Here is a 22976-nt window from a genome sequence, read left to right as displayed (position 1 = left end):
TTATGAAGGAAGAGGGAAGAGAGAAGAGGAAAGAAACAAGAAGGAAGAAGGAAGAAGTAGAAATTTTTACTCTCTTCCCATCTTTCCATCTTCCCCTTTCCCCCTCTCCCTCGAACGCTCTGATAATTGCGGGTGTGGATGAAGTCGGACGAGGCGCTTTGTTCGGGCCGGTGGTGGCTGCGGCCTGCATTTTGCCCGATGAAGTTCTCGATGAATTAGCAAGTTGCGGGGTGCGCGATAGCAAGCAGTTGAGTGCCGCAGCCCGGAGTCGGTTAGCTGTGAAAATCCGGGCTGTGGCTGTTGACTGTCAAATTGGTGTGGCTTCGGTGCGGGAGATCGATCGCCTCAATATTTTGCAGGCTTCTTTGTTGGCGATGAAACGGGCGATTTTGAAGTTGAAGGTGACGCCGGATTTGTGTTTGGTTGATGGGAATCAAAGGATTCCCAATTTGGCGATCGAGCAAGAGACGATGATTAAGGGTGATGCGCGATCGATTCAGATTGCGGCTGCTAGTATTGTGGCGAAGGTTTGGCGCGATGAATTAATAGTACGTTTGGCTGTTAAGTATCCTGAATATGACTTGACAAATAACAAGGGATATGGAACAGCTAAACATAAATTGGCTTTGGAACGCTGCGGTGTATCTGTCTTTCACCGACAATCATTTAGCCCTTGTCAAAAATAGTTAGTTGTATCTGAAATGTTGCACCAATGTCAATAAGCTTTTATGAACAGGCTTTTCGGCCTGTTCCACAAAGAGTGAATTTCCTTGTGGAACAGGCCGAAAAGCCTGTTAAGCGAGAATTGTGCAATATCTCAGTTGGATCTCACATCTTGCACCATTCTCAACTAGCCCTTGCATTTGGTTCCAAAAGGTGAAAAAAAGGGCGTAAAAACAATCAGGTAGGTCAATGTTAACCATTCGTGAACGAACCTGACGGTCAACGGATTACCGTTAGACCGCAGGCTTCTTTTTCCTTTTTTGCTCATGCTTTTTAGAGTGAGGTAGTTCCACCCCCACTTGCTAATATAGTAAGCTGTCACGCATTTAAATTGCATATTCAGGGCGGGCTAGACGGCCCACCCCACAAGACTTAGATTATTTTTTGACATTCAATTTAAATGCACAACAGCTTACCAGAGTATTTCCAGGTTATCAAGAGGTATAAAAGAATAATTGTCGGTTTCCGTACCTACACCCGACGAGCCTTTCATCACGCGGGCGTAATTCCCAACGGGGTACGGGGCGCAGCGCTCAGATTAATCCCCTTTAAATATACGCCCGGGACTTCCCGGCTGGTAGTTAAACAGTAAGTACCAGCATTATTAGTCGCTTTCTCAATCATTACCAATGGTAAGTGCGGGCAGTAATTCGAGTTGAGATCAAAGCCAGGGTTTTAGTAATACAGAACATAAGCAAAACTTCTCTATTTAGGGTTCCATACCCACGGCACCTTACCGCTTTAGTCCGAGCCAGTTTTATGAGGACTTTAGTCCAATGTCACTGAAAAAGTCTCGATCGCAAGGCCTGTTTACCTTTTAAGATAGAGCGAGGTTCCTGCATTCGAGGATACGGCTTTGGCCTGTGTTTCAACACCCGAGGTTCGGAACGCTCAGGTCGTATCGTGAGTAAATTAGTTGCCACCTGCGACAACAGAAATTGATGCCATTGTCGCTGTTGGCGCTTTCCTGTAGTTGCCAACAGCGTCAATAACTGATTAAACTGCTGCGAAAGTTGATTGGAAGGAGATTTGAAAAGCTGTATGTTCTGATGAAGATACTGACTGCCACATAATGGTACGTAATAAAGTGTAAGCCAATAAGTGTATCCAGATTTCCTTTCTGACCATTGCCGGAGTTTTAGCTGTTAACATCTCCATTTTCAAAGTTGTTTTAAGATGACGGAGACTGACTTCAGCAGCAGACCACCGCAGCCCGTATAACTGAGTTAATTTGTGAACAGTGTAGCGTTTGGCGTCCAGTAACGTTGTGACTACAATAATACGCTCGTCTCGGAAGCCACGGTGTTGAATTCGCAAGCAGACTTCCCGAACAATGAAATTAGATGGTAATTCCTCGAATTCCTCATTACTCATGTGTTTGGGACACTGTTGAGGCTTATTCCAGACTACTTGATGGTCGCCAATTCCCAACTTTTTGCCCCGCCCTTAAGTCAGTTTTACGGAGATGATTTTTCCGAAAAACAGCGTCGGCTCCCTGCTGTTTTACCAAAACTAAATCGACATAATTGCCGCACAGGCTCGATCGGCTAATATCACATCGTCGGGAACTAAATTCGCATATAACAGGCGACTCATTACAATCTCACTCATCGTCAATGAAGCAATACCAGCCGATACGACTGCACCTGTGAGCAATGAAAAGAGCACTACCACTTTGGCGATGGGAAATCCACACCCAGTTTTTTGATTGCTGTGTTGCGGATACTCAGCTTGATTGGCAGCAGTATCACTCATCAACACGGTTGTGCCGACGAGATCCCGCACCTGTCGTCCACACCATTGCTGTAGGCGAGGAACTTGCTTTTCTAGTGCCTCTGCCACTACAGGTACTAACTGTTGGACAAGTCTTTCAGGTAGTCGTTGACGAGCTTTACTGTATGCCCCAGTGTCTGAAGAAGGAGGCACCACTCCAGCTACACTCAGCCAGGTACTCATCCGTTTTACTGCTTGACTCAAACTTTTGTCTGGATCTAGTACCTGAGATATCATCGCCCATAAGGTAACTATCGGCGTATAGACGCTGTTGTAGTATCTGAGATTCTCCTTCGCCAGAAGCTCTTTGACTGTAGAGTCTGGTAGCAATTCTTTCCAGGGTAAGGCAACACTCTGTAAAAATTGTTGCTTGAGAATAGACGCACGATTGGGCATACTAGAGAGAGATATTTTGGTTTGTAAGGCAATTATCTATGCAGAGCTTGCCTTACAGATTTTTTTTTGCTCACTTTTTCAGTGCCATTGGACTTTAGTCCTCACTAGAAACCGCGACTCGTTATCTCGATACGATCGCCCCGATCGCACTTTAGGATTGTTTGATTGGTTGTTCGATCGGCAATTCTATGATAAACTCGGCTCCGTGGCCGAGTGCAGACACGCAGCTAAGTTTGCCACCGTGTTCTTGGACAACTTTGTAGGAAATGGACAGGCCTAAACCGGTGCCTTTGTCGGCGGGTTTGGTGGTAAAAAAAGCCTCGAATAACTGCTGGGAAACTTCTTCTGGCATACCGGGGCCGTTGTCAGAAATCCTAATTACAGCATTGGAGTTTTGGACTTCAGTCCTAATTTTAATCTTGCTGCGGTTAGCTTTGACTTCGGCAACTGAACGCCCTTCGTTGTATTCCTCGATCGCGTCGATCGCATTTCCGATCAAATTCATAAATACCTGATTGACTTTCCCGGCATAGCACTCAACCAAAGGCAAATTTCCATAGTCCTTAATTACCGCAATTTCGGGATAGTTACCTCTGGCTTTCAGGCGACTTTGCAGAATCAGCAACGTTCCTTCAATCCCTTCGTGCAGGTTAACTTTGCTCATTTGAGAATCGTCTTTGCGAGAGAAATTTCTGAGCGAGCGCACTATTTCCCGAATGCGATCTGCCCCAACCTGCATCGAAGACATCGCTTTCGGCAAATCTTCTAGCAGAAACTCTAATTCGATATCCTTAATTTTATCTTGAATTGCTGCCGGCGGCTGCGGGCAGTGCTTCTGGTACATATCGATCAAATTCAGCAAATCTTCCGTGTAGTGGCCGACGTGGACGAGATTGCCGCAGACGCTGCTAACAGGATTGTTAATTTCGTGAGCGACACCGGCTACCATTTGACCGAGAGTAGACATTTTCTCAGTGTGAATCAATTGAGCTTGAGTTTGCTGCAATTCGTGCAAAGTATTTTCGAGTTGAAGTTTTTGTTTGGTTAACTCTGTTTGCGATCGCAGCAAAGCTTCTTCACTGCGTTTCTGCTCGGAAATATCAGTAATTAACCCTTCTAAAGCTATCAATTCTCCAGAGTCGGCAAACACTCCCAAACCTTGCTCCCAAACCCATTTTAATTCGCCATTTTTAGAAGTAATTCGGTAATTTAGCTGATAGGGTCGATTTTCTTGTAAAGCCACTTGCACGGCATTCCACAAATTCTCGCGATCGTCCGGGTGAGTCAATTCCGATATAGAAACTTGCCGAGTGCCGATAAATTCTTCAGGAGAATAGCCGGCTAACTGATAGCAACCTTCGCTGACAAACTCCATACTGCGATCGGCATCGTTGCGAAAACGGTAGGCCATTCCCGGCAAATTGCTCATCAGCGTCGCCAAAGCCCGCTGGCTTTCCCGTAGGGCTTCTTCGGCGTGTTTGCGATCGGTAATATCCGTCATCACCGCCAGCATACAGAGTTCGCCGTCCAAATTAATCAACTCTGCTGACAGCAAACACACCACCACCGATCCCGACTTCATCCTAAACTCGCATTCCTGATTGCGAACAACACCTTGTTCGTGTAAACTTTGTCTAAAATTAAGTCTGTCTTCCGGCCTTACCCAAATATTTAACCCCGGTACTGTATTCCAGGTCGTTTCTTCTAAATCATAACCAGTCATCAACAAGAAACTATCATTAACTTCAATAAAACGACCCTCAGCAAAAGTAGTAATAATCATCGGATCTGGACTCGAACGAAAAGCCTTAGAAAACTTTTCTTCCGATAAACTCAACTTTTTAATAGCCTCTTCCAACTGACTTGTTCGCTCTTTAACCCGGCATTCCAATACCTCATTAGCCTGCTTCAATGCCTCCTCAGCCTGCACCCGATAAGTGATATCGCGCACCACGCCTTGCAGCCCTATTTTGCCGCCGATATCCATAGAAGTTAGCAGCACTTCCGCCGGAAACTCAGAACCATCCAAACGGCAGTGTCGCCAGTCAAAACGGCAATTTCCCGATCGCAAAGCCGTATTAATTCGCTCTTGAGAAAGACTCATAGAATCTTGTCCGTCCGGTTGCAACGGCGGGCTGAACTCCGAAGGATGCTTGCCGCAAAACTCCGACTCAGTGCTGCATCCAAATAACTTTAAAGTAGCCGGATTGCAATCCAAAAAACCCTCTTCGTCTAGCAGCATTACCGCATCAGTCGTCGATTCGTACAAAGTGCGAAACTTTTTTTCCGACGCCTGCAGAGAAGCAATCAACTGCATCTTTTCCTCAGCCGCCCGCTTTTGGTCAGTAATATCCTGCATTACTTGAGAAAAGCCTTGCAACTTTCCCCTTTCATCGCGCAAAGGAGTAACAATAATATTCGCCCAAAATCGCGATCCGTCTTTGCGAAGCCGCCAGCCTTCATTTTCGTATCGACCTTCGGTCACAGCCAGGATTAATTTTTCTTGGGGTTTGCCAATTTCCAGATCTTCTTTCGTGAAAAAACACTCCGAATTATTGCCGACTATTTCATGATATCTGTATCCCAAAATGCGTTCTGCACCGGAATTCCAGCTAGCTACATACCCATCAGGATCTAACATGAATATAGCGTAATCCTTAACGCCTTCAATTATTAAGCGCAGGCGTTCTTCGCTTTCTCGAAGTGCAGATTCTGCTTGCTTGCGCTGGGTGATATCTTCTACAAAACCTTCGTAGTAGAGCAATTTACCCGCTTCATCGCAGACAGCCCGCGCATTTTCAGCGATCCAAATTATTGTTCCGTCCCGCCGATAAATCTGCGACTCAAAATCCGATACGATGCCATGTTCTTGCAAAGCAGAAACAAACTGATCGCGCCGATCGGGATTGACGTAAAGCTGATCGCTGATATCAGTCAGACAGCCCATTAATTCTTCAGCAGAATTATATCCGTAGATGCGAGCCAAAGCTGGGTTAGCGCTGATGTAACGACCGGATTGGGTTGTTTGAAAAATACCCGACACAGCATTTTCAAACATACTATAATATTTTGCTTCCATTTGGTGCAGTGCCTCCGCGACATTCAGGCATTCTATCGCTTTATTTCCTAATTTTTGATTTCCCACTTGTGAATACCCTGCTATTGTGTGTGAGTTGAAGATTTTTGGTCTACAGCCTGTTAAATTAGATCCGTTATTTAGGCTGAAAGCTCGTGTGTCGCAGCCGGAGACGAGTGTGTTTATTCATCTGTCCTACGGGGCGGCTAGTTATTAGTGATTGTTGGGGAAAGTTAGTTGATCGGGTATTTATTTGATGCTTGACTGGCTCTCACGATCGCATTGGCACATCGATCGGCTTGCAGTGCAGGTGTTCGAGCAAAACCCGCTCCTTGAAATCTCCCTGAATATATTAGCAGTTGAATACCCTGAAATAAGTTAGTGGCAAGGATGTTACTACAATAAAAGGCAGCGATTTCTACAACCCCAAGATTCTATTTATAAGATTTGGGTGAGAGTACGATCGACTCTTACCCGAAGCAACTAACCCCCCTGCAAGAGCTAAACGCTCGCTGTCCTTGCTGTCAGTCGATTGGAGATTTGAGATTTGAGATTAAAGAATTGACTCCACAGATGAATCTGGGGCTCTCCTAAAATCTAAAATTTTTTGGTTTCCACAACTCCTGTCGGAAACTTTTATCGCTCTTTGGGTACTCTGAGTTACTGTTAAGTATTATTGCTGATAGATAATACAGCAGACTACTGGCAGTTGTACGATATGGGGTTTCTATGTAAAGTTGGCACAACAATAGGGTAATTGTTGTATCAAAAAATTCATATTCTGCTGCTGCGGGCGGAAAAATTCTGTAGCGGTGCTGGCATTTGGGCAAAAATCGGGGCCCGATCGCGCAAAATGTGGTCGGCAAGTCTGGTAAAATCCCGATCGATTCTCAGTTTGGCCACAAAGCTCGATCGAGCTAAATTTGACTAGAAACTAATAAATGACAGATTCTCCTCTACTAGCAACGCCAGAGTTATCCCCTGCTTCAACCCAGACGGCGGATTCTCCTGTGTGGCCAGCCCTCCTGCAACAACTGTTAGACAGACAATCTCTCTCACGCGCCCAAGCAGCCGACTTGATGCAGGGATGGCTAGCAGAAGCTATTCCCCCCGTCCTCTCAGGAGCCATTTTAGCGGCCATCCAAGCCAAAGGAATCTCTGCCCCAGAATTGGCAGGAATGGCTCAGGTATTGCATTCTCAGTCCCTCACAGGCGAGTCGGAGAGCGTTTTCGATCCCAAATCTCCAATCTCAAATCTCAAATTAATTGATACTTGCGGCACCGGCGGTGACGGCGCTTCCACGTTTAACATTTCCACTGCTGTGGCTTTTGTGGCCGCCGCGGGCAAAGTTCGAGTCGCGAAACACGGAAATCGATCGGCATCGAGCAAAGTGGGATCTGCTGACGTGTTGGAAGCACTCGGAGTCAACCTCAACGCCGATGCCGCGAAGGTAAAAGCTGCGGTAGACGAAGTAGGCATCACCTTTTTATTTGCGCCTGGGTGGCATCCCGCACTTAAGGCTGTAGCATCGCTCCGGCGCACTTTGAAGGTGCGGACTGTTTTTAACCTTTTAGGGCCCCTTGTCAATCCTATGCGCCCTACAGGGCAGGTAATCGGGGTGTTCGATCCTAGTCTGGTATCAACTATTGCCCAAGCTTTGGGCGAGTTGGGGACTGAGTTGGCTGTAGTCGTTCACGGCAGAGAAAAGTTGGATGAAGCGGGTTTAGGTGATGTTACTGATTTGGCGGTTTTGTCGGGTGGTCAAGTGGAACTCACTACTTTAGACCCGGAAAAGGTAGGATTGACACCAAGTACGATCGGCTCGTTAAAAGGCGGAAATGTTGAGGAAAACGCCGAGATTTTGCGTAACGTTTTGCAAGGCAAAGGTACGCCAGCACAAATGGATGTTGTAGCTTTGAATGCGTCTTTGGCTCTTCAGGTGGGAGGTACAATTCCTTTGGGTTCCCACGAAGCAGGAGTTTCTATGGCTAAGGACATTTTATTTAGCGGTGAATCTTGGTTGAAGTTGCAGCAGTTGATTGAGTTTTTGAAATGAAGTCATTGGTCATTAGTCATTAGTCATTAGTCATTAGTCATTAGTCATTGGTCATTGGTCATTGGTCATTATTGACAATTTGATTAAAACGGATTGGTAGAGTTTGATAATTTAATCCTAATGATTCTAGGATGACCTGGGAATCTTGTGCCGTCATAAACTGCTGAGGATGATTTATGCGTGCTGGATAATATTTGAGATAAAAATCATGAATCTCATGATAAAAAGAGTCTTTAGATAGTTGATAAATCAAAAATTTACCATCAGGACTGAGTAATTTTAAACAAGACTTGAATACAGAACCCATTTTACAGCATATTCGAGGTTCATGAAGTACAGTAGCAGCTATATTGTGTGGTGTTAATCATCCGGGTGCGTCGATCTTCGATCTTGGATATAACTCAATACGCTTGGGTTAAAACTGTTTATTCTTCGGAGATCCCCCTCGCATCCCCCTGATAGTCGGGGGACTTTGAGTAAATTCTTGTCCCCCCGCAACGATTCGGGGTGCGCCAGGGAGATCGGGCTTAACTGAACCGTATTGGGATATAACTTCCCGATTTACGGGTGGCGACGCACCTTACACGGGCAATCGCAAGATTGTGTGTATCACATATACATGGAATATGCTGTATATTTGGGCTTAAGTTGTCGGGAGAACAGCAGGCGATTTAGCATTACTGAGGCGAGTGAAGTACAGATATCCGGTCTGGTTACGGCTGTGCTGTATTTCACCCGATTTTAAGCCGCGATCGCAGCATCTGATTTAGAAAACAGTTGCTCAAAATTAACAACTCGATATGAATGCTCAATTGTTGGTTGCTTGCTGGGTCCGTTTGTATTTTTCCGGCTCAGTTCTAAGTTCCACATGAAGGAAATCAATTCCCTCTTTTTCTAGTAATTCTAGTATCGCTAGATTTAAGTTTTTCTCAGCATCAAAGTAGAAATTATCATCATTAACGAATGTCATAATTTCAATAACACGGGCATTTTTTTCAATTTGTTTAAAACGCACCGTACAGGATGGAGACAAGCCCTGAATTGACTTCGGTAATTCTTGGAGACTATCACAAATTTGGGCAGTTTGTCGTGCCGAAATGCCGTCAATTTTGAGAGTTAAAACTAAGCCCCATTTTAATTCTTTACCTGAATTTTGTGACCAATTTTCAACAATTCCAGAAATCATTTTGGAATTAGGCATTTTAACGATAGAACCCCACTTAGTTATATGCAGAGTTGTGGTTCTGAATCCGATACTTAATATCTGCACAAAACCATCTACTCCTGATATTCCCACCCAGTCACCTTCTCGATAGAGCTTATCGGAGTAAATAATTAATGTACAAAACCAATCATAAACAATATCCTTCAACAGCAAACCAAAAGTGATGCCAGCACCGCCTAAGAGACCAACCAATGCAGCGGCAGATTGCCCTAAAAATATCTCACTTATCTTGAGCGTCAATACAATAATTGCTGCGGATTGAAAAATCTTTGGCATTAAAGGTCTTAGCAATTCATCAAGCTCTGTTTCGGTGTGCAGCACTATGTTGGCTATTACATGACCCAAAAGAGAAGAGCCTCGGTAAACAACATAAGCAACTATAAAAATGACTATATAGTTGAGCGTAGTGCCGATTGTTAGGTTGAGTTGAGAACCTAAGTTATCTGCCAGAATTTCTTTACTCATCCAAAATCCACCAATCAACATCAGCCAACTTAAAGCCGGCTTAATAATTGCAATCAACTCATCATCAAGTGTAGTTTTGGTTTTGCTAGTAAAACCCTCAATGCTTTTAACAATGACTGCAACAAAAAATCTCCTTAATGTCTGTGTCAAGGTCAGGATAATTATAACAGCAGCGATTTTAGCGATCGGTATGCCGGAGTAATTGATATTTTTTAGCGTATTCCAAACTGATTCCATAGGTTAAACAACTGGTAATTGAGTTTTTCTACTTGACCAAGAAACTATTGCGAAAACCAGGGAGAGGATGGAGAAATGCCATCCTCTCCCTGGTTGGGCGGGACTCCTCACTTCGCCACCTCGATCGCCATTGGACAGATCGCGCTCTAGGTGTCGGTGGGTTCGGTGGAGAGTCCACTCCGGCTTGAGTCCGTCTTCTGGGGAGACCTGTTGAAGGCACTCGGCATGGTTCCCAAAAGGCTACGAACCCGTTATATCGACAGGACTCCCGGATGATACTGGGAAAAATCTTACTACAAATTCTATGGATTAAGAGAATTTAACTTATGCCCTGACTGTCAATTTTTAGGAATCCCCAACTGGATAATGCGATCGTGACAGAGATTTTTGGGTGTTTTTACTTACTAGGCTCTCGACTGATTCAATTTGACTCGCTTAATTCCTGTATGTACCAGTTGGGGGGTGCGGAATTTGGGTATTTCACGATCGCGATCGAAATTCAATGACATCTTGCTTAATAGTCACATCTTTATTACCAAAAAAGTCGTGACCCAACAGTCCGATATCTAGGGATGGCGAGACTGCGACAACTACATTGTTAACAGCTAGACCACCTGCTTCCATAGAACTCAGGCGACCGAGGGGAAAAGTAGCCACTCCGTTGGGAGTTTGTGCTTGCACTGTTCCCTGGAGAACAACGCCCAAGGCTTTAGCCATTGCTGGTGTAATTACTGTGCCACTAGCTCCAGAATCTACCATCATCTCGAACTTTTGTTTGCCGTTAAACGTGACTTCTATGACGGGGATATTAGCCTCTCGGCGTTTGATTTTTGCCTGAAACACTCCCGACTTTGCCGCCGCCGAAGTGGGGGGAGTCAATTCTTTGGGGAGAAAACCGCAGACTGATTGGCTGAGGTTGACGGTTCGGCCTGACGAGCTCCGCATGAAGCATCCCTCACTTTCTTGAGCCACTGCTGGCGAGGAGTTGGCAACACTTCCTACTAAAATTGAACTGCTCAGAGAAATAACCCCTGCTAAAACCAGTAAAGGTTGGCGCAGGTTTTGAGGGATCGGTAGAGGCTTTTTTGAGTTTGAGAGTAAAGGCAAGGGAGATTTGCTGGCCATAGTTTGATTAAACGCAGTAGCTCGATCGTAACAGCGACAACTGCCTTTTGGTATATATATGGAATTTCCGCCCGCATCCTAAGCTGCTGGCAGATAAATTGCTGGCGCGGAGGCAGGGTGGTTTCATTCTCAGGAAAATCATGGTTTTGTAGGGGTAGTGCGACCCCTACTCCCCGTGCCTACCCCCCCACCGATGATCGAATGGGCGTTTCAGGCATCGGGGCTCTTCACGAGGGTTTGCCCCGGAGCGAGAATGAAACAGCCCTGGGCGCGGGAGGAGATGGAGAATTTGCACTTGTTGCTGCTTTTTGATTACCTGTTGCTTCTGCCTCCGGCATCAGTGCCTTGCTTTTCCGAACCATTGCACAAATTCAAATAATATCTGTATATTGCCGGCTAGCATCAAATCCCTGGCAGTGGTAAGAATTAAACCAAACGAAAGAATTAAGGATGCCATGTCACTTTCAACTGCACAACCCGCTCTCCTAGTCCTGGCTGACGGTACTGCTTACCGCGGCTGGTCGTTTGGCGCTGACGCCACCGTCGTTGGCGAGGTAGTATTTAATACGGGAATGACGGGCTACCAAGAAGTATTGACAGATCCCAGCTATTGCGGTCAAATTGTAACTTTTACTTATCCAGAATTGGGCAATACCGGGGTAAATCTTGAAGACGAAGAATCCTCGCGCCCGCAAGTTCGGGGTGCGATCGCCCGCAACGTATGCAGCCGACCCAGCAACTGGCGCTGTTCGCAATCTCTGCAAGACTACCTGAAACAGTACGATATCCCCGGAATTTACGGGATCGACACCCGCGCCCTGACTCGCAAAATTCGCACGGTGGGAGCGATCAACGGTGGCATTTCGACCACGATTCTCGACCAGGCAGAGCTTTTGGAGCTAGTACAAGATGCCCCCAGCATGGACGGGCTGAATCTGGTTCGGGAAGTCACCACTCGCGAGGTTTACGAGTGGTCTGAAGCCACGGACTCGGTTTGGGAGTTCAGTCCTACAGTCAAACCTGCTAACGGCAAAATGTGGACGGTAGTAGCGCTAGACTTTGGGATCAAGCGCAACATCCTGCGCCGTCTGGCGAGTTACGGGTGTCGGGTCATCGTTGTCCCCGCTGACACCTCGCCGGAGGAAATCCTCAAATACAACCCGGACGGCATTTTTCTGTCCAACGGCCCTGGAGATCCGGCGGCGGTAACGGAAGGGATCGCGACTGCGAAAGCTTTGTTAAAGTCGGACAAACCCGTATTCGGTATCTGCATGGGACACCAAATTTTGGGACTTTCCTTGGGTGCAGAAACTTTTAAACTTAAGTTCGGCCATCGGGGATTGAATCATCCAGCGGGTTTAACTGAGCAAGTAGAAATTACTAGCCAAAATCATGGTTTTGCGATCGACCCCGATTCCCTAGCCCCCGAAGTAGAGATTACTCATCTCAATTTGAACGATCGCACCGTAGCCGGATTGAAGCATAAAACCCTGCCGCTGTTCTCAGTGCAGTACCACCCAGAAGCCAGTCCGGGCCCGCACGACGCCGATTATTTATTCGATCGATTCGTGCAGTCAATGCGAGACAATCAGAAAGTAGCCAGCAGTAAGTAGTCATTACTCATTAGTCATTAGTCAGTAGTCATCAGAGGCTGTTTGTGTCGATCGCTTCTGACTAATGACCAATGACTAATGAGTAATGACTAAAAAACTGTAGACAAAAGACCAAAAAACTCCTATAATGAAGCCTCGACTTTAAGCCATATCTAGCTAGGAGGGTGTCATTCCTGAGTCATTGACCCTGACCGTTAGCCTCAGAGGCACTCGCGAAGTCAAGAATAACTATCAGTTATTTCGCCTGACTGGCCTGCTGGACGCTTTTTCTGAGGCAACTTTTCGGAAGGTAATAAGCAAATGTATTGACGAGGGCCCAAAACACGTAATTTTGGACTTGTCTCAGATAGACTTTGTGGATAGTTCAGGCTTGGGCGCACTTGTGCAGCTTGTCAAAAAAGCCCAAACCTTGGAAGGGACATTGCAAATTGTCTCAAATCCCCGCGTAACTCAGACTGTTAAACTGGTTCGCTTAGAGAAATTTTTGTCTTTGCAGCCTTCGGTTGATGAGGCGGTAAAAAACGTCAAGGATGCTTGACGCCAAAGTGAGTTAAATTAGCTATCCGGTTCTCAACGCTGGATAGCAAATTTTTATTTTTGTGCGGGTAAAACAATACCGATGTTCCCAGAAGCTGCGACACGCGCCAGCCGCTATTTCCCCGATGCTTAGAGTTTCGGCGGATGGGCAGTAAAATATGTGTGGCAAACACGCGGAAAAATGGTATAAAAATTAGAGCATCCCGATTTGGTAAAAAGCCTTTTTTAGGAGTGCGATCGTCACGCCAACCTTTGCCTATATATCTCGCTTCGCGATCGGACAGCGCACACTCCTGTGAAAGCTATAATTGCTGAAGTAACGAAAGACGAAATAAGTAAGTGACTAGAAAAACCAAGCTGTGCGGAAGTTTTATTTAAAAAAGTATGTCGCCGATCGCAGATGACGGACTCAAACTGAGTCTGACGGATATCAGTTTAAATCGAGTGCATCCTGCGAGGGCTACACCAGCAGAAATAGAAAGAATTTCGCCCGCAGCCTGGGCATATTTGGGAGATGCAGTGTACGAACTATACGTTCGGAGTTCGTACTTAGTGCCGCCCAAAAGATTGCAAGCTTATCACGAATTGGTGGTGGGGCAAGTACGAGCCGAAACTCAAGCGCGTCATTTGCGATCGCTCTCTCCTTACTTGAACAGTACAGAATTAGCAATTGTCAAGCGCGGCCGCAATGCTGCAGCGGGCCGTTCCAAGCGAGCAGATCCAGAGATATACCAACAAGCCAGCAGCTTAGAAACTTTGATCGGATATTTGTACCTCACCGATCCCGAAAGATTGACCGAGATTCTGGCACTTTTAGAACTTGAGAATGAAATGATTTAGCAGTTAAGAGTTGGGAAGGAGGAGGGAGTAATTAACCATCCTGGCACGGCTAACATAAAACCGCAAAAATCTCGATCGGCAAAACAGGATTTATCAGTTATTAACTAGCAATTGGAACACAGCAAAATCCTTGCTCCCTCGCTAGACTATCTCAAATCTTAAAGCCCAAAGATTGCTCCCTCAATCAAGAATCTCACATCTACAATCTACAATCGATTAGCCTTCAGCCAAAACATTTTGACCACAAGAAACCAATGAGAAAATTTACCAAACCCAACTTTTCGCGATCGAATTCCGACAGCAAGCCATTCAAAAGCGAAGGCCGCCGTCAGGACTCACAACCATCCTCTCCCCGCTTTGAACGCAAGCCCCGTCCCGATACTCGCGGAGTAGACGCGCCTCAAAAGCGATCGACCTTCGCCCCGCAATCGCGAGAAATGCCCGTGAGAGCAATTTTCAAACGGAGAGTCGATTCCGACAGCCAACCGGAAATTCGCAGAAATAATCATTTCAAAGACAGAGACAGCAGCCCGCAGGAATCCCGCGGCAATTATTACCAAGACAGAGACAGAGACAGCAGCCCCCAGCCGGCCCGCAACAATTTCCGAGACAGAGACAGAGACAGCAGCCCCCAGCCGGCCCGCAACAATTTCCGAGACAGAGACAGAGACAGAGACAGCAGCCCGCAGCCGGCCCGCAACAATTTCCGAGACAGAAACAGAGACAGCAGTCCGCAGGAATCCAGGGGCAATTATTACAAAGACAGAGACAAAGACAATAGCCCGCAGGAATTCCGGGGCAACCATTTCAGAGACAGAGACAAAGACAGAGACACTCGCCCTATTGACAGTGCCTCAAATACAGTCGTGCAACCAGACGCAGACACAGACGACATGATTTACGGCCGCCATGCGGTGCAAGCAGCTTTAGAAACAAACCAAGTCCTCAACCGGATCTGGGTTGTCCCCCACCTGCGCTACGATCCCCGCTTTCACAGCTTGCTAACCGAAGCCAAAGCCAACGGCAGCATCATTGACGAAGTTGACGATTTGCGCCTCGACTACATCACGCGCAAAGCAAACCACCAAGGCGTAGCCGCTCAAGTATCAGCCTACGAATACCTGGATTTGAGCGAACTGATCGCAAAGGCTAAGTCGGCTTGCGAAGATCCAGTAATTGTGGTAGCAGAAGGACTCAACGACCCGCACAATCTAGGGGCGATTATTCGCACCGCAGAAGCATTGGGCTCTCAGGGCATGGTGATTCCGCAGCGGCGGGCGGTTGGGATTACCTCAGCAGTGAGAAAAGTGGCAGCAGGGGCATTGGAAAGTCTGCCTGTGGCGAGGGTTGTCAATCTTAACCGGGCGCTGGAAGAACTCAAAGAGGCTGGATTCTGGATTTATGGCACTGCAGCAGGCGTCGGTCAATCTATAGAGACAGTCAAGTTCTCCGGGCCCACTGTTTTAGTGGTAGGTGGTGAAGCTGACGGTTTGAGCCTTTTGATACAGCGCGGATGTGACGGATTAGTTTCAATTCCTTTAAGGGGTCATACTCCTAGCCTGAATGTCTCGGTAGCAACGGGGATGGCTTTATACGAAATTTACCGCCAGCGCGGACCCAAAAAGTTTCACGTACACGGATCGTAAAGGTGGTTGAAAAAAAGAGCACAACAGAGTAGTTTATTGTCAATGCCGCCCAGCATGGAGTGGCACGACACCCGGAACAAGTAAGGATAGCTGATCGACTGTCGTTACTTGTTCAGGCGAAAGTAGAAGGGGCCTGCCCCCTAGGTTCAAACAAGAATTCGACACCAATCTATTTAGATATCAGCTTTAAATAGGTTTGGATCGGTTCTTGGCAGCAGTCAGCCACGTGTAAATAACAAAAGCCTAGGCGTGTTCGCAGCACCCTGAAAACACCGTCAAATACATTAGAAAAGCACATGAAAGAATTCTTGATTAGCTTGCTCAACTTTTTCGGATTGGCTTGGTGGGTTGAAGTTAAAACTTCAGCGCCGCGGTGCATTTACTATTTTGGCCCGTTCTTAACCAATGGAGAGGCGGAAGCTGCAAAAGCAGGATATGTAGAAGATATAGAAAATGAGGGGGCAGAAGGTGTTAGTGTTTCGATTCACCGCTGCAAACCAATTACTTTGACGGTTGCAGAAGATTTGGGAAAGCTTGGTGATGGAGGGCTGTGGCCGGTTTTGAGCGGTCAGTAGAAGCAGCGGAGTTTTGAGTTTTGAGAGGCCTACGCTTCCCTCGCAACGCTGTGCGGTTTTGAGTTGTGAGTTATAACTTCAAAACTGTTGAGTGTTGGGTGATTAATTGCTTCTGACAAACTCCAAACTCAACACTCGCAATTGCCCACTGCTTCGGGGTGACTCTCTATCCAGCGATCGATGTCTGCGAGTACCCGATCGGGAATTTCCCAAGGGAACAAGTGGGCTGTATTGGGATAGCACTGCCACTGACAATCGTGGAGGTGGCGGGCGGTTTCTAAACTGGATGCTGAGGTGATGTGCCGATCGCCTTCTCCGGCCAACACCAAGCTGGGACAATGAATGTCGTGCAGGTGCAGCAGTCGATCGTATCCAGCCCTCAGAGCGGTATTTAACGCCTTTGTGGCCGTGTTGGAAGTCTTGAGGTAGGCGGGGGTACCTGCCTGTGCTAAGTAGCGGTAAGGGGTGGCATTATGCTGCTGTATCAAGTAGCGAAAGAGCGATCGTCTAGCAAAAGTATCAATATTCCACTGCCAACCCGGTATCACCCAATTGATAATTCCGGCTAAACCGGTGTAAAGGTTATCTTGCCAAGAGATGGGAGGATGACTTCCTCGCGGTTTGGCTGCGGATGCGAGTACAATCAAACCGGTGACTCGCTGGGGATATTTCATGGCTAATTCCAGGGCTAAAATCCCTCCCAAAGACCATCCGATCACCAAACACCGATCGACTCCTAATTTGTCTAATAGTGCTTCTAAATCGACCAGATGATCGGTCATTTCAAAGGAAGTTGAGGTGCGGCTGTTGCCGTATCCGCGCAAGTCTGGGGCGATCGTCTGGAACCGCTTTGATAGGTGTTCTGTAAAGACCGACATACAATCGCCGGAACCTGGATGACCGTGCAAGCAGAGAATAGGAAATCCTTTGCCTTTGACGGAAACACTGAGTTGTTGATGCGGCATTTTTTAACAGTTTGGGCGGTGCGCTGTCCCGCGCTATAAATGGTATATTCCAGCCGTTAAAAGCTGGGGTTTCGGACAATGTAATCGGCAATTTTAGAAATAGACTGGCGCATTTGTAGCTCGCCGCTGCGGCTGTCAATCACAGTAATCACATAGGCCTCGTCGTCAATGCTCATAGCTAAAGTTGTACCGAGCACCTTGGAATTTTGACCGGTTTTTTCGCCCAACCACTGAGCTTTAGTTCCTTGTAAGGCGGCAAATCCCAGAGCGTGATCGTACTGGCGGTTGAGAGTTTCTATTAATAGTTTAGCACCGGGTGTTTCGCCGTTGTAAATTTGCACCATCATTTCGGTGAGTTCGTTAGCAGTCAGGCGGTTGCGACCTGAACCGGGGTTGGAGGGCATAATTCTTTCCCCCATTAATTTGAAGTTGACGCGGGTGACTTCGTAGCCGCTATTATCTAAATATTGATTGATGTAATCGGAACCCAAATAATCTATCAGTTGATTGGTGGCGATATTGCTGCTGCGATAGATCATTTCTTCTAACAGTAGCTGTAGCGGGTAATTGCGATTGGACGTAATCTTTGCCGATGCGTCTTCGGTGAAATTACCACGACTGACTAATACTTCCTGGTTCAGACTAATTTTTTCTCTTTCGACTTTTTGCATCAGGGCGACAGCAATCGGCAATTTAATTAAGCTGGCTGGACTGACAGGAGGTACATCGCCCCGGATGTTTACGCATTCTCTAGAAAGGTTGCAAATGCCGATCGAAGCTTGAGCCGACAAACCGCTTTCCCTGGCAAGCACACCCAAAAAATCCGATTTTGCTTGCTGCACTTGAAAGGTTGCTGCTGTTAAATTTTCCCGGTATTCTTGAGTTTTTGAGGCAGTGAGGGAAGCTAAAAATGAATTTTGAGGAACTTCCTGCAAGTTGTTGAGGGCTTGATGCCAGAAAAATTGAGTTTGCTGCGAAGATTCGATCGACTTATTGGGCTGCTGTTTAGTTTCTAGGGCTCGGTTGGCTAAACGGACTGCTTGCTGTAAGTTGTCGTTAGCTCTCTGTTCTACTAATATTTGAGCTTCCACCGCTTGCAACTGCTGTAGCAGTTGTTCTTGAGGATTGGCGGTGAGGGGAACTAAGCGGGAGAGGAGGGTTGGTTCTGGGGAGGGAGAGGAGGGTTGTTCTAATTCGGCGATCAGCCCATCGCGAATTTTGTAGAGTTCGTCTAGGGAACGCGGGTTAGATGATTGAGAGAATGAACTTGCGATGGTTAACATCTGAACCAGTCCAATGCCGGCTACTACTGCCGCCATCTTGTTGGCGATCGACAAAAAACACCTGATATCTCGCATATTTAACATCCTCAACACCACCACATTCAATATAAGCAGCTATTGTTACATCAGTCAAACGATTTTAGATTTTAGATTTTAGATTTTAGATTTTTTCTTCAATCTAAAATCTAAAATCTAAAAGGGTTTTGATCGCGCCAATGTGGCAAGATAACTAAAATAAAGGGAGCGATCGCACGAAGGCAATCAACCCCCTCTAAATATTGCGGACTATCTACTTTCTGCGCCGCCGTCGCCAGTCAGCACCCAACCGCTTGAGGTAATCCCAGCCGCGTTGGGGCCAGACATGATCGCTACCAATCTTTTCGGCAATCCAGCGAGCGACTTTGGGGCCTGTCCAGTCTCCGCCGTCGGGGGCAGGGCCTAGCAGCGCTTGTCGCAGTTCTTCTTGCTGTTCAGGATTCAGCAAGGATTTTGCAGGAGGGGGCTGGCGGTCTCCGCTGCGATTTCTCACAGAGTTAGGCCCTTCTCGGTTATAGCGCTGGACAATTTCTTTGGCGTAGTCGTAGTTGAGGCCTACGACTTGGGCTGCTTGTTTGATAGTCCAATTTCGGGACACTAACAGCAGCAAGTGCCAGCGGCGCGACTCTGTGGTGTTTTGTGCCTGCCGGTAGCGAATTTTGAGTTCCTCTGCCGTCAGGTGGGATTCTAAGTGAGCTTTAGGTGGCATTCCTCCAACGGGGCATCGGGAACTTCTTACCATATATCTTGGGTTTTGGGGATAATTCCGGATGAAATTATTTTCCTGGGGATCGTGGTGGCAAATACCTAGCTTTGTTTAGCGCAGAGGTCGGCGGCTGGACGCGGATTGACAAATATTAACCGTGCCTATCCCCACCTCGGTCGGGGTGGGGATAGGCACGGCGGCTGTTCTATTTTTGTGGGCTGGTAATATGTTTAGGTGGTATAAACTAGAACTTTCTTGGAAACTCTAGTCGATGAACGTACTCCTAGCTTAGAGGGGTAGATAAGCTGAATCGCATATAAATCGAATACAGAGATGGGCATCCTGCCCATCCCACAAGAATCTCATACAAATTGACTGTCAAATTAGATACATAGCAGCTTATTACCCAAGGTCTTCTTCCTGTAGAATAAAACTATCACTAATTTTGTTCTAGTGGGGGTAGTGGATGCCTGTAGGATTGCCTGAATTTGTTGAGAACCCGGAAAATCGCTGTCCAGTCCTCCTGTTGCTCGATACATCTGGCTCTATGGCGGGAGAGCCGATTCAGGAGTTGAATCGAGGGATTGCGGCTTTTAAGGAGGACGTACTGAAAGATACGAAAGCCTCCCTGAGTGTCGAGGTAGCGATAATCACCTTCGGCCCAGTGCGTCTGATACAAGATTTCGCAACCATTGACCACTTCACACCGCCACGACTGGAAGCTAGTGGCTTCACTCCAATAGGTGAGGCTATTGATTGCGCTTTGGATCGACTCGAAGCCCGCAAGGAGACTTACAAAGCCAACGGTATTCAGTATTATCGCCCTTGGATCTTCTTAATTACAGATGGAGCGCCGTCTGATTGCTGGCAATTGGCAGCGCAGCGCGTGCGGGAGGATGAGGCAAAGCGCCGACTCTGTTTCTTTGCGGTTGGCGTGAAGGACGCAAATACGAAAATTCTCGCACAAATTGCCCCGCCAGAACGTCCACCTATAATGTTGAATGGTCTAGATTTTCGCTCTCTGTTTGTGTGGTTGAGTACCTCGATGAAACGGGTTTCGAGTGAGAAGATAGGAGTGGCTGTGGCGTTGCCACCTGTCGGATGGGGTCAAATTACTACCTAGATACTGAGGATATTTTGTGGATTGGAAAGCGATCGCACGTTCGGCAACAGGAACCAGCCATAAAAAACAGCAGTTACCCTGCCAAGATTACGGACAATTTATCATCTGCCACAACGTAATCTTGGGGGCTATTGCGGATGGGGCTGGTAGCGCTAAACATTCTGATGTAGGTGCCAAGTTGACGGTCGAGACAGCACTTAATGAACTCTTGCAGCTTGGAGAGTACACCCTTTATTTACATTGCGCCCCTCAACCTCTCCCTGATGAACAAGCTAGAACAATATTTGCAAATACTTTAAAAGAAGTAGTAAAAGCTTTGCAAGAACGAGCAGCCAGTAGCGATTACTCAGTTAATGACTTAGCTTGTACTTTATTAGTATTTTTGGCTACTCCGAATTGGGTTGCTGCCATGCAGATTGGAGATGGATTCATAGTGGCGCGTCTTCGGGAAGGAGAAGATCAACTACTTTTTACCCCAGACAAAGGAGAATTTATTAATGAGACAACATTTGTCACCTCGGCAAATGCCTTAAATGAGATGCGTGTGCGTGTTTTACCAGGTCAGCAAAAGTTTATTTGTGCATCAACAGATGGACTGGAGCGAGTAGCGATTCGGATGAGTGACTGGACACCTTTTCCGCCTTTTTTCCAGCCACTAGAAGAATATATGGTAGAAACCAGTCATCCAGAGCAGGAAGACGAATATATTAAAAATTTCCTTGACTCTGAAAGGCTAAATGCTAAAACTGACGACGATAAAACCTTGCTTTTGTGCCTCTATGACGATAGTAAAGTGAAATGACAGTTCTTATTTGTGCCAGTACAGGTCAATCGATCGCTCTAGTCGAACAAATAGCCAGCAGTGGTGAAGGAACCGTTTGGAAAACAGATCGCAATGGCTATCTCGCCAAGATTTATCACTCTTCACACCACGAGCGCGTTAAGAAGCTGGAAGTCATGGTAGCGAACCCACCCACAGAGCTTAACTCACATCTCAATCATATTTCTTTTGCTTGGCCCCAGGAACTACTGACCGATCGGAATGGTTCGGTGTTAGGCTTTTTAATGCCAGAGATCAAAGATGCAAAAGAATTACTAGATGTGTATAATCCACAGCGTCGTAAGATGCTGAAGCTTGAGGTTAATTGGTATTTCCTCTACACGACAGCGCTAAATATCGCCTCATTTATTCAATTAATTCATGACAAAGGTTATGTTTTAGGTGACATTAAGCCACAAAATATTCTGGTTAATAATCGTACTTTACCTTCGATTATTGATACAGATTCTTTTCAGGTTCGCCATCCTAATACAGACGAGGTGTATCGCTGCTTGGTGGGTACAGAAGGCTTCACCCCTGTAGAACTGTTAGATAAAGATTTTCATATTACAGATCAAACAGAAGTCCACGACCGTTTTCGATTGGCAGTAATTGTTTACCTGTTGCTGTTTGGCGCTGAGCCCTTTAAAGGAAAATGGGTAAAAGAAGGAGATTCGCCGGCACCGAGTGAACTAATTCGCCAAGGATTTTGGCCTTATGCCCCAAACAGTTTGATCCAGCCTGGGCCATTGACAATTCCCTTAAATATTGTGCATCCTGAGATTCAGCGATGCTTTCTTAGATGCTTTAATGATGGGCATACAAAACCACATTTGCGACCCACTGCTGGGGAATGGTACAAAGCACTGGAAGTTGCGATCGCTGATTTAGCCGAGTGTGACCAGATTACCAACCATTACTACAGCAAAAGTTATGGTAAATGCTATTGGTGCGATCGGGCGGCCCAACAAGGAGTCGATATTTTTCCGGGTGTTCCCAGGGTCAAAATACAGCCTACTGCTACTGTACCCCCCTCACAATCAAAAGTTTTTGCAGCCGATAATGTACCAGAGTTGCTTAAGCAAAAGGGGGAAAAGATTACCGTTGTAGGTCGAGCCTTTAGCACGATTGATAATATTCAAAATAATCAACATCAGTCTTTCTATATTAATTTTGATAATCCTACATCTTCAAGCTGCAAAGATGGTAGTTTTAGGATAGTAATTTCGGGACAAGGCTTGGATAAATTAGCCCAAATTCAAGGAATAAAACCCGAAGAATTAAAAACTTGGAACCGTCAATTTATAAAAATTACTGGTCTTTTGGATATTTATCAAGCTAAAAAACGTTGCTTTACTCAAGTTATATTAGAAGATCCTGCTCAACTAGAGCTACTCGCTGAAGGTGAAGCTAAAAGGTTACTTGGGCAAGCTTCTAATGAAGCAACTTTTCAAACAAAACCTATTAAAGCAGCACCTAATCAACCTCCTGCAACAGCTAAAACAGCCCAAACTACTAATAACCTTCTTTTTGAGACAGAGAATCAAGAAATATCTTTATGCAGACAAGGTAGAGTTCATGCCCGACAAAGAAATTATTGGGCAGCAATTCAATGTTATGACCAAGCTCTCTTGCTCAAACGAGACTATGGTATTGCCTACTACTACCGTGGTATTGCCCACCAAAGGGTTGGGGATCAATTAAAAGCGACTAAGGATTTCCTAGAAGCTAAAAGACTCGGTGTTTAATTGCCTG

Annotated in this window: 18 protein-coding genes and 1 pseudogene; 11 read left to right on the top strand and 8 right to left on the bottom strand. The window is 46.3% G+C overall.

The genetic code is table 11. The annotated features are described in order from the left end of the window. The first annotated feature begins 2 nt into the window (after positions 1-2). A complete protein-coding gene (locus QUB24_RS03940) occupies positions 3-686 on the top strand; it encodes a ribonuclease HII (RefSeq protein ID WP_333150846.1) in 684 nt (227 codons plus the stop codon). An 816-nt stretch (positions 687-1502) separates the two neighbouring features. Here the strand turns inward: QUB24_RS03940 and QUB24_RS33530 are convergent. Together QUB24_RS33530 and QUB24_RS03925 are read right to left on the bottom strand one after the other, a co-directional pair. Continuing rightward, positions 1503-2892, bottom strand: a pseudogene (locus QUB24_RS33530) (IS4 family transposase). 151 nt (positions 2893-3043) lie between these two features. Then, positions 3044-6037, bottom strand: a complete 2994-nt coding sequence (locus tag QUB24_RS03925) for a PAS domain S-box protein (protein ID WP_333150840.1) — start codon at positions 6035-6037, stop codon at positions 3044-3046. A 691-nt stretch (positions 6038-6728) separates the two neighbouring features. Between QUB24_RS03925 and QUB24_RS03920 the strand changes: the two genes are divergently transcribed. Both QUB24_RS03920 and trpD read left to right on the top strand, forming a co-directional pair. Next, the gene (locus tag QUB24_RS03920) at positions 6729-6899 is read left to right on the top strand and encodes a hypothetical protein (RefSeq protein ID WP_333150838.1); all 171 of its coding nucleotides are present in this window, start codon (positions 6729-6731) and stop codon (positions 6897-6899) included. A gap of 10 nt (positions 6900-6909) precedes the next feature. Beyond that, positions 6910-8025: an anthranilate phosphoribosyltransferase gene (trpD, locus tag QUB24_RS03915; RefSeq protein WP_333150836.1), complete on the top strand. Its 1116-nt coding sequence runs from the start codon at positions 6910-6912 to the stop codon at positions 8023-8025. 808 nt (positions 8026-8833) lie between these two features. Here the strand turns inward: trpD and QUB24_RS03910 are convergent. Both QUB24_RS03910 and QUB24_RS03905 read right to left on the bottom strand, forming a co-directional pair. Next, the gene (locus QUB24_RS03910; protein WP_333150833.1) at positions 8834-9952 is read right to left on the bottom strand and encodes a mechanosensitive ion channel domain-containing protein; all 1119 of its coding nucleotides are present in this window, start codon (positions 9950-9952) and stop codon (positions 8834-8836) included. Between the two features lie 480 nt (positions 9953-10432). Then, positions 10433-11077, bottom strand: coding sequence for a retropepsin-like aspartic protease (locus tag QUB24_RS03905; protein WP_333150830.1), 645 nt, complete (start codon positions 11075-11077; stop codon positions 10433-10435). Positions 11078-11532: 455 nt separating this feature from the next. Here QUB24_RS03905 and carA point away from each other — a divergent pair, with 455 nt between their 5' ends. From carA to QUB24_RS03880, 5 genes are all read left to right on the top strand, one after another. Next, on the top strand, positions 11533-12690 hold the full coding sequence (carA, locus tag QUB24_RS03900) for a glutamine-hydrolyzing carbamoyl-phosphate synthase small subunit (RefSeq protein ID WP_333150828.1): 1158 nt from the start codon (positions 11533-11535) through the stop codon (positions 12688-12690). Positions 12691-12871: 181 nt separating this feature from the next. Further along, positions 12872-13228 (top strand): STAS domain-containing protein, encoded by a 357-nt coding sequence (locus QUB24_RS03895; RefSeq protein ID WP_333037230.1) that lies wholly within the window; start codon positions 12872-12874, stop codon positions 13226-13228. A 383-nt stretch (positions 13229-13611) separates the two neighbouring features. Next, positions 13612-14067, top strand: coding sequence for a ribonuclease III domain-containing protein (locus QUB24_RS03890; protein ID WP_333150826.1), 456 nt, complete (start codon positions 13612-13614; stop codon positions 14065-14067). 254 nt (positions 14068-14321) lie between these two features. Continuing rightward, positions 14322-15713: a 23S rRNA (guanosine(2251)-2'-O)-methyltransferase RlmB gene (gene rlmB, locus QUB24_RS03885; RefSeq protein WP_333150823.1), complete on the top strand. Its 1392-nt coding sequence runs from the start codon at positions 14322-14324 to the stop codon at positions 15711-15713. Positions 15714-16009: 296 nt separating this feature from the next. After that, entirely contained in the window at positions 16010-16288 is a 279-nt protein-coding gene (locus tag QUB24_RS03880) for a DUF1816 domain-containing protein (protein ID WP_333150821.1), read from the top strand. Positions 16289-16416: 128 nt separating this feature from the next. Here QUB24_RS03880 and QUB24_RS03875 read toward each other — a convergent pair whose 3' ends face one another. From QUB24_RS03875 to QUB24_RS03860, 4 genes are all read right to left on the bottom strand, one after another. Further along, positions 16417-17253, bottom strand: coding sequence for an alpha/beta hydrolase (locus tag QUB24_RS03875; RefSeq protein WP_333150819.1), 837 nt, complete (start codon positions 17251-17253; stop codon positions 16417-16419). A gap of 56 nt (positions 17254-17309) precedes the next feature. Further along, positions 17310-18536 carry a serine hydrolase gene (locus tag QUB24_RS03870; RefSeq protein WP_333150817.1) on the bottom strand — a complete coding sequence of 409 codons (1227 nt, stop codon included), beginning with the start codon at positions 18534-18536 and terminating at the stop codon, positions 17310-17312. Next, entirely contained in the window at positions 18499-18669 is a 171-nt protein-coding gene (locus QUB24_RS03865) for a hypothetical protein (protein WP_333150815.1), read from the bottom strand. The genes QUB24_RS03870 and QUB24_RS03865 overlap by 38 nt, the downstream gene beginning before the upstream one ends. 156 nt (positions 18670-18825) lie before the next feature. Beyond that, positions 18826-19281 carry a helix-turn-helix domain-containing protein gene (locus QUB24_RS03860; protein WP_333057162.1) on the bottom strand — a complete coding sequence of 152 codons (456 nt, stop codon included), beginning with the start codon at positions 19279-19281 and terminating at the stop codon, positions 18826-18828. Between the two features lie 463 nt (positions 19282-19744). Here QUB24_RS03860 and QUB24_RS03855 point away from each other — a divergent pair, with 463 nt between their 5' ends. The 3 genes from QUB24_RS03855 to QUB24_RS03845 all read left to right on the top strand — a co-directional run bounded on the left by QUB24_RS03855 (position 19745) and on the right by QUB24_RS03845 (position 22969). After that, positions 19745-20401, top strand: a complete 657-nt coding sequence (locus tag QUB24_RS03855; RefSeq protein ID WP_332955871.1) for a VWA domain-containing protein — start codon at positions 19745-19747, stop codon at positions 20399-20401. Between the two features lie 16 nt (positions 20402-20417). Continuing rightward, on the top strand, positions 20418-21203 hold the full coding sequence (locus tag QUB24_RS03850; protein ID WP_333150812.1) for a PP2C family serine/threonine-protein phosphatase: 786 nt from the start codon (positions 20418-20420) through the stop codon (positions 21201-21203). A 155-nt stretch (positions 21204-21358) separates the two neighbouring features. Beyond that, the gene (locus QUB24_RS03845) at positions 21359-22969 is read left to right on the top strand and encodes a protein kinase domain-containing protein (RefSeq protein WP_333150810.1); all 1611 of its coding nucleotides are present in this window, start codon (positions 21359-21361) and stop codon (positions 22967-22969) included. Positions 22970-22976 lie beyond the last annotated feature (7 nt).

Origin of the sequence: Microcoleus sp. B9-D4 (assembly GCF_036705105.1) — a bacterium.
GTDB lineage: Bacteria > Cyanobacteriota > Cyanobacteriia > Cyanobacteriales > Microcoleaceae > Microcoleus.
This window is presented reverse-complemented; position numbering and strand designations above follow the sequence as displayed.

Coding starts and splice junctions, on each gene's coding strand:
- QUB24_RS03940 (WP_333150846.1), top strand. CDS start 3: ATGAAGGAAGAGGGAAGAGAGAAGAGGAAAGAAACAAGAAGGAAGAAG.
- trpD (WP_333150836.1), top strand. CDS start 6,910: ATGACAGATTCTCCTCTACTAGCAACGCCAGAGTTATCCCCTGCTTCA.
- QUB24_RS03910 (WP_333150833.1), bottom strand. CDS start 9,952: ATGGAATCAGTTTGGAATACGCTAAAAAATATCAATTACTCCGGCATA.
- QUB24_RS03905 (WP_333150830.1), bottom strand. CDS start 11,077: ATGGCCAGCAAATCTCCCTTGCCTTTACTCTCAAACTCAAAAAAGCCT.
- carA (WP_333150828.1), top strand. CDS start 11,533: ATGTCACTTTCAACTGCACAACCCGCTCTCCTAGTCCTGGCTGACGGT.
- QUB24_RS03890 (WP_333150826.1), top strand. CDS start 13,612: ATGTCGCCGATCGCAGATGACGGACTCAAACTGAGTCTGACGGATATC.
- rlmB (WP_333150823.1), top strand. CDS start 14,322: ATGAGAAAATTTACCAAACCCAACTTTTCGCGATCGAATTCCGACAGC.
- QUB24_RS03880 (WP_333150821.1), top strand. CDS start 16,010: ATGAAAGAATTCTTGATTAGCTTGCTCAACTTTTTCGGATTGGCTTGG.
- QUB24_RS03875 (WP_333150819.1), bottom strand. CDS start 17,253: ATGCCGCATCAACAACTCAGTGTTTCCGTCAAAGGCAAAGGATTTCCT.
- QUB24_RS03870 (WP_333150817.1), bottom strand. CDS start 18,536: ATGTTAACCATCGCAAGTTCATTCTCTCAATCATCTAACCCGCGTTCC.
- QUB24_RS03860 (WP_333057162.1), bottom strand. CDS start 19,281: ATGCCACCTAAAGCTCACTTAGAATCCCACCTGACGGCAGAGGAACTC.
- QUB24_RS03855 (WP_332955871.1), top strand. CDS start 19,745: ATGCCTGTAGGATTGCCTGAATTTGTTGAGAACCCGGAAAATCGCTGT.
- QUB24_RS03845 (WP_333150810.1), top strand. CDS start 21,359: ATGGTAGCGAACCCACCCACAGAGCTTAACTCACATCTCAATCATATT.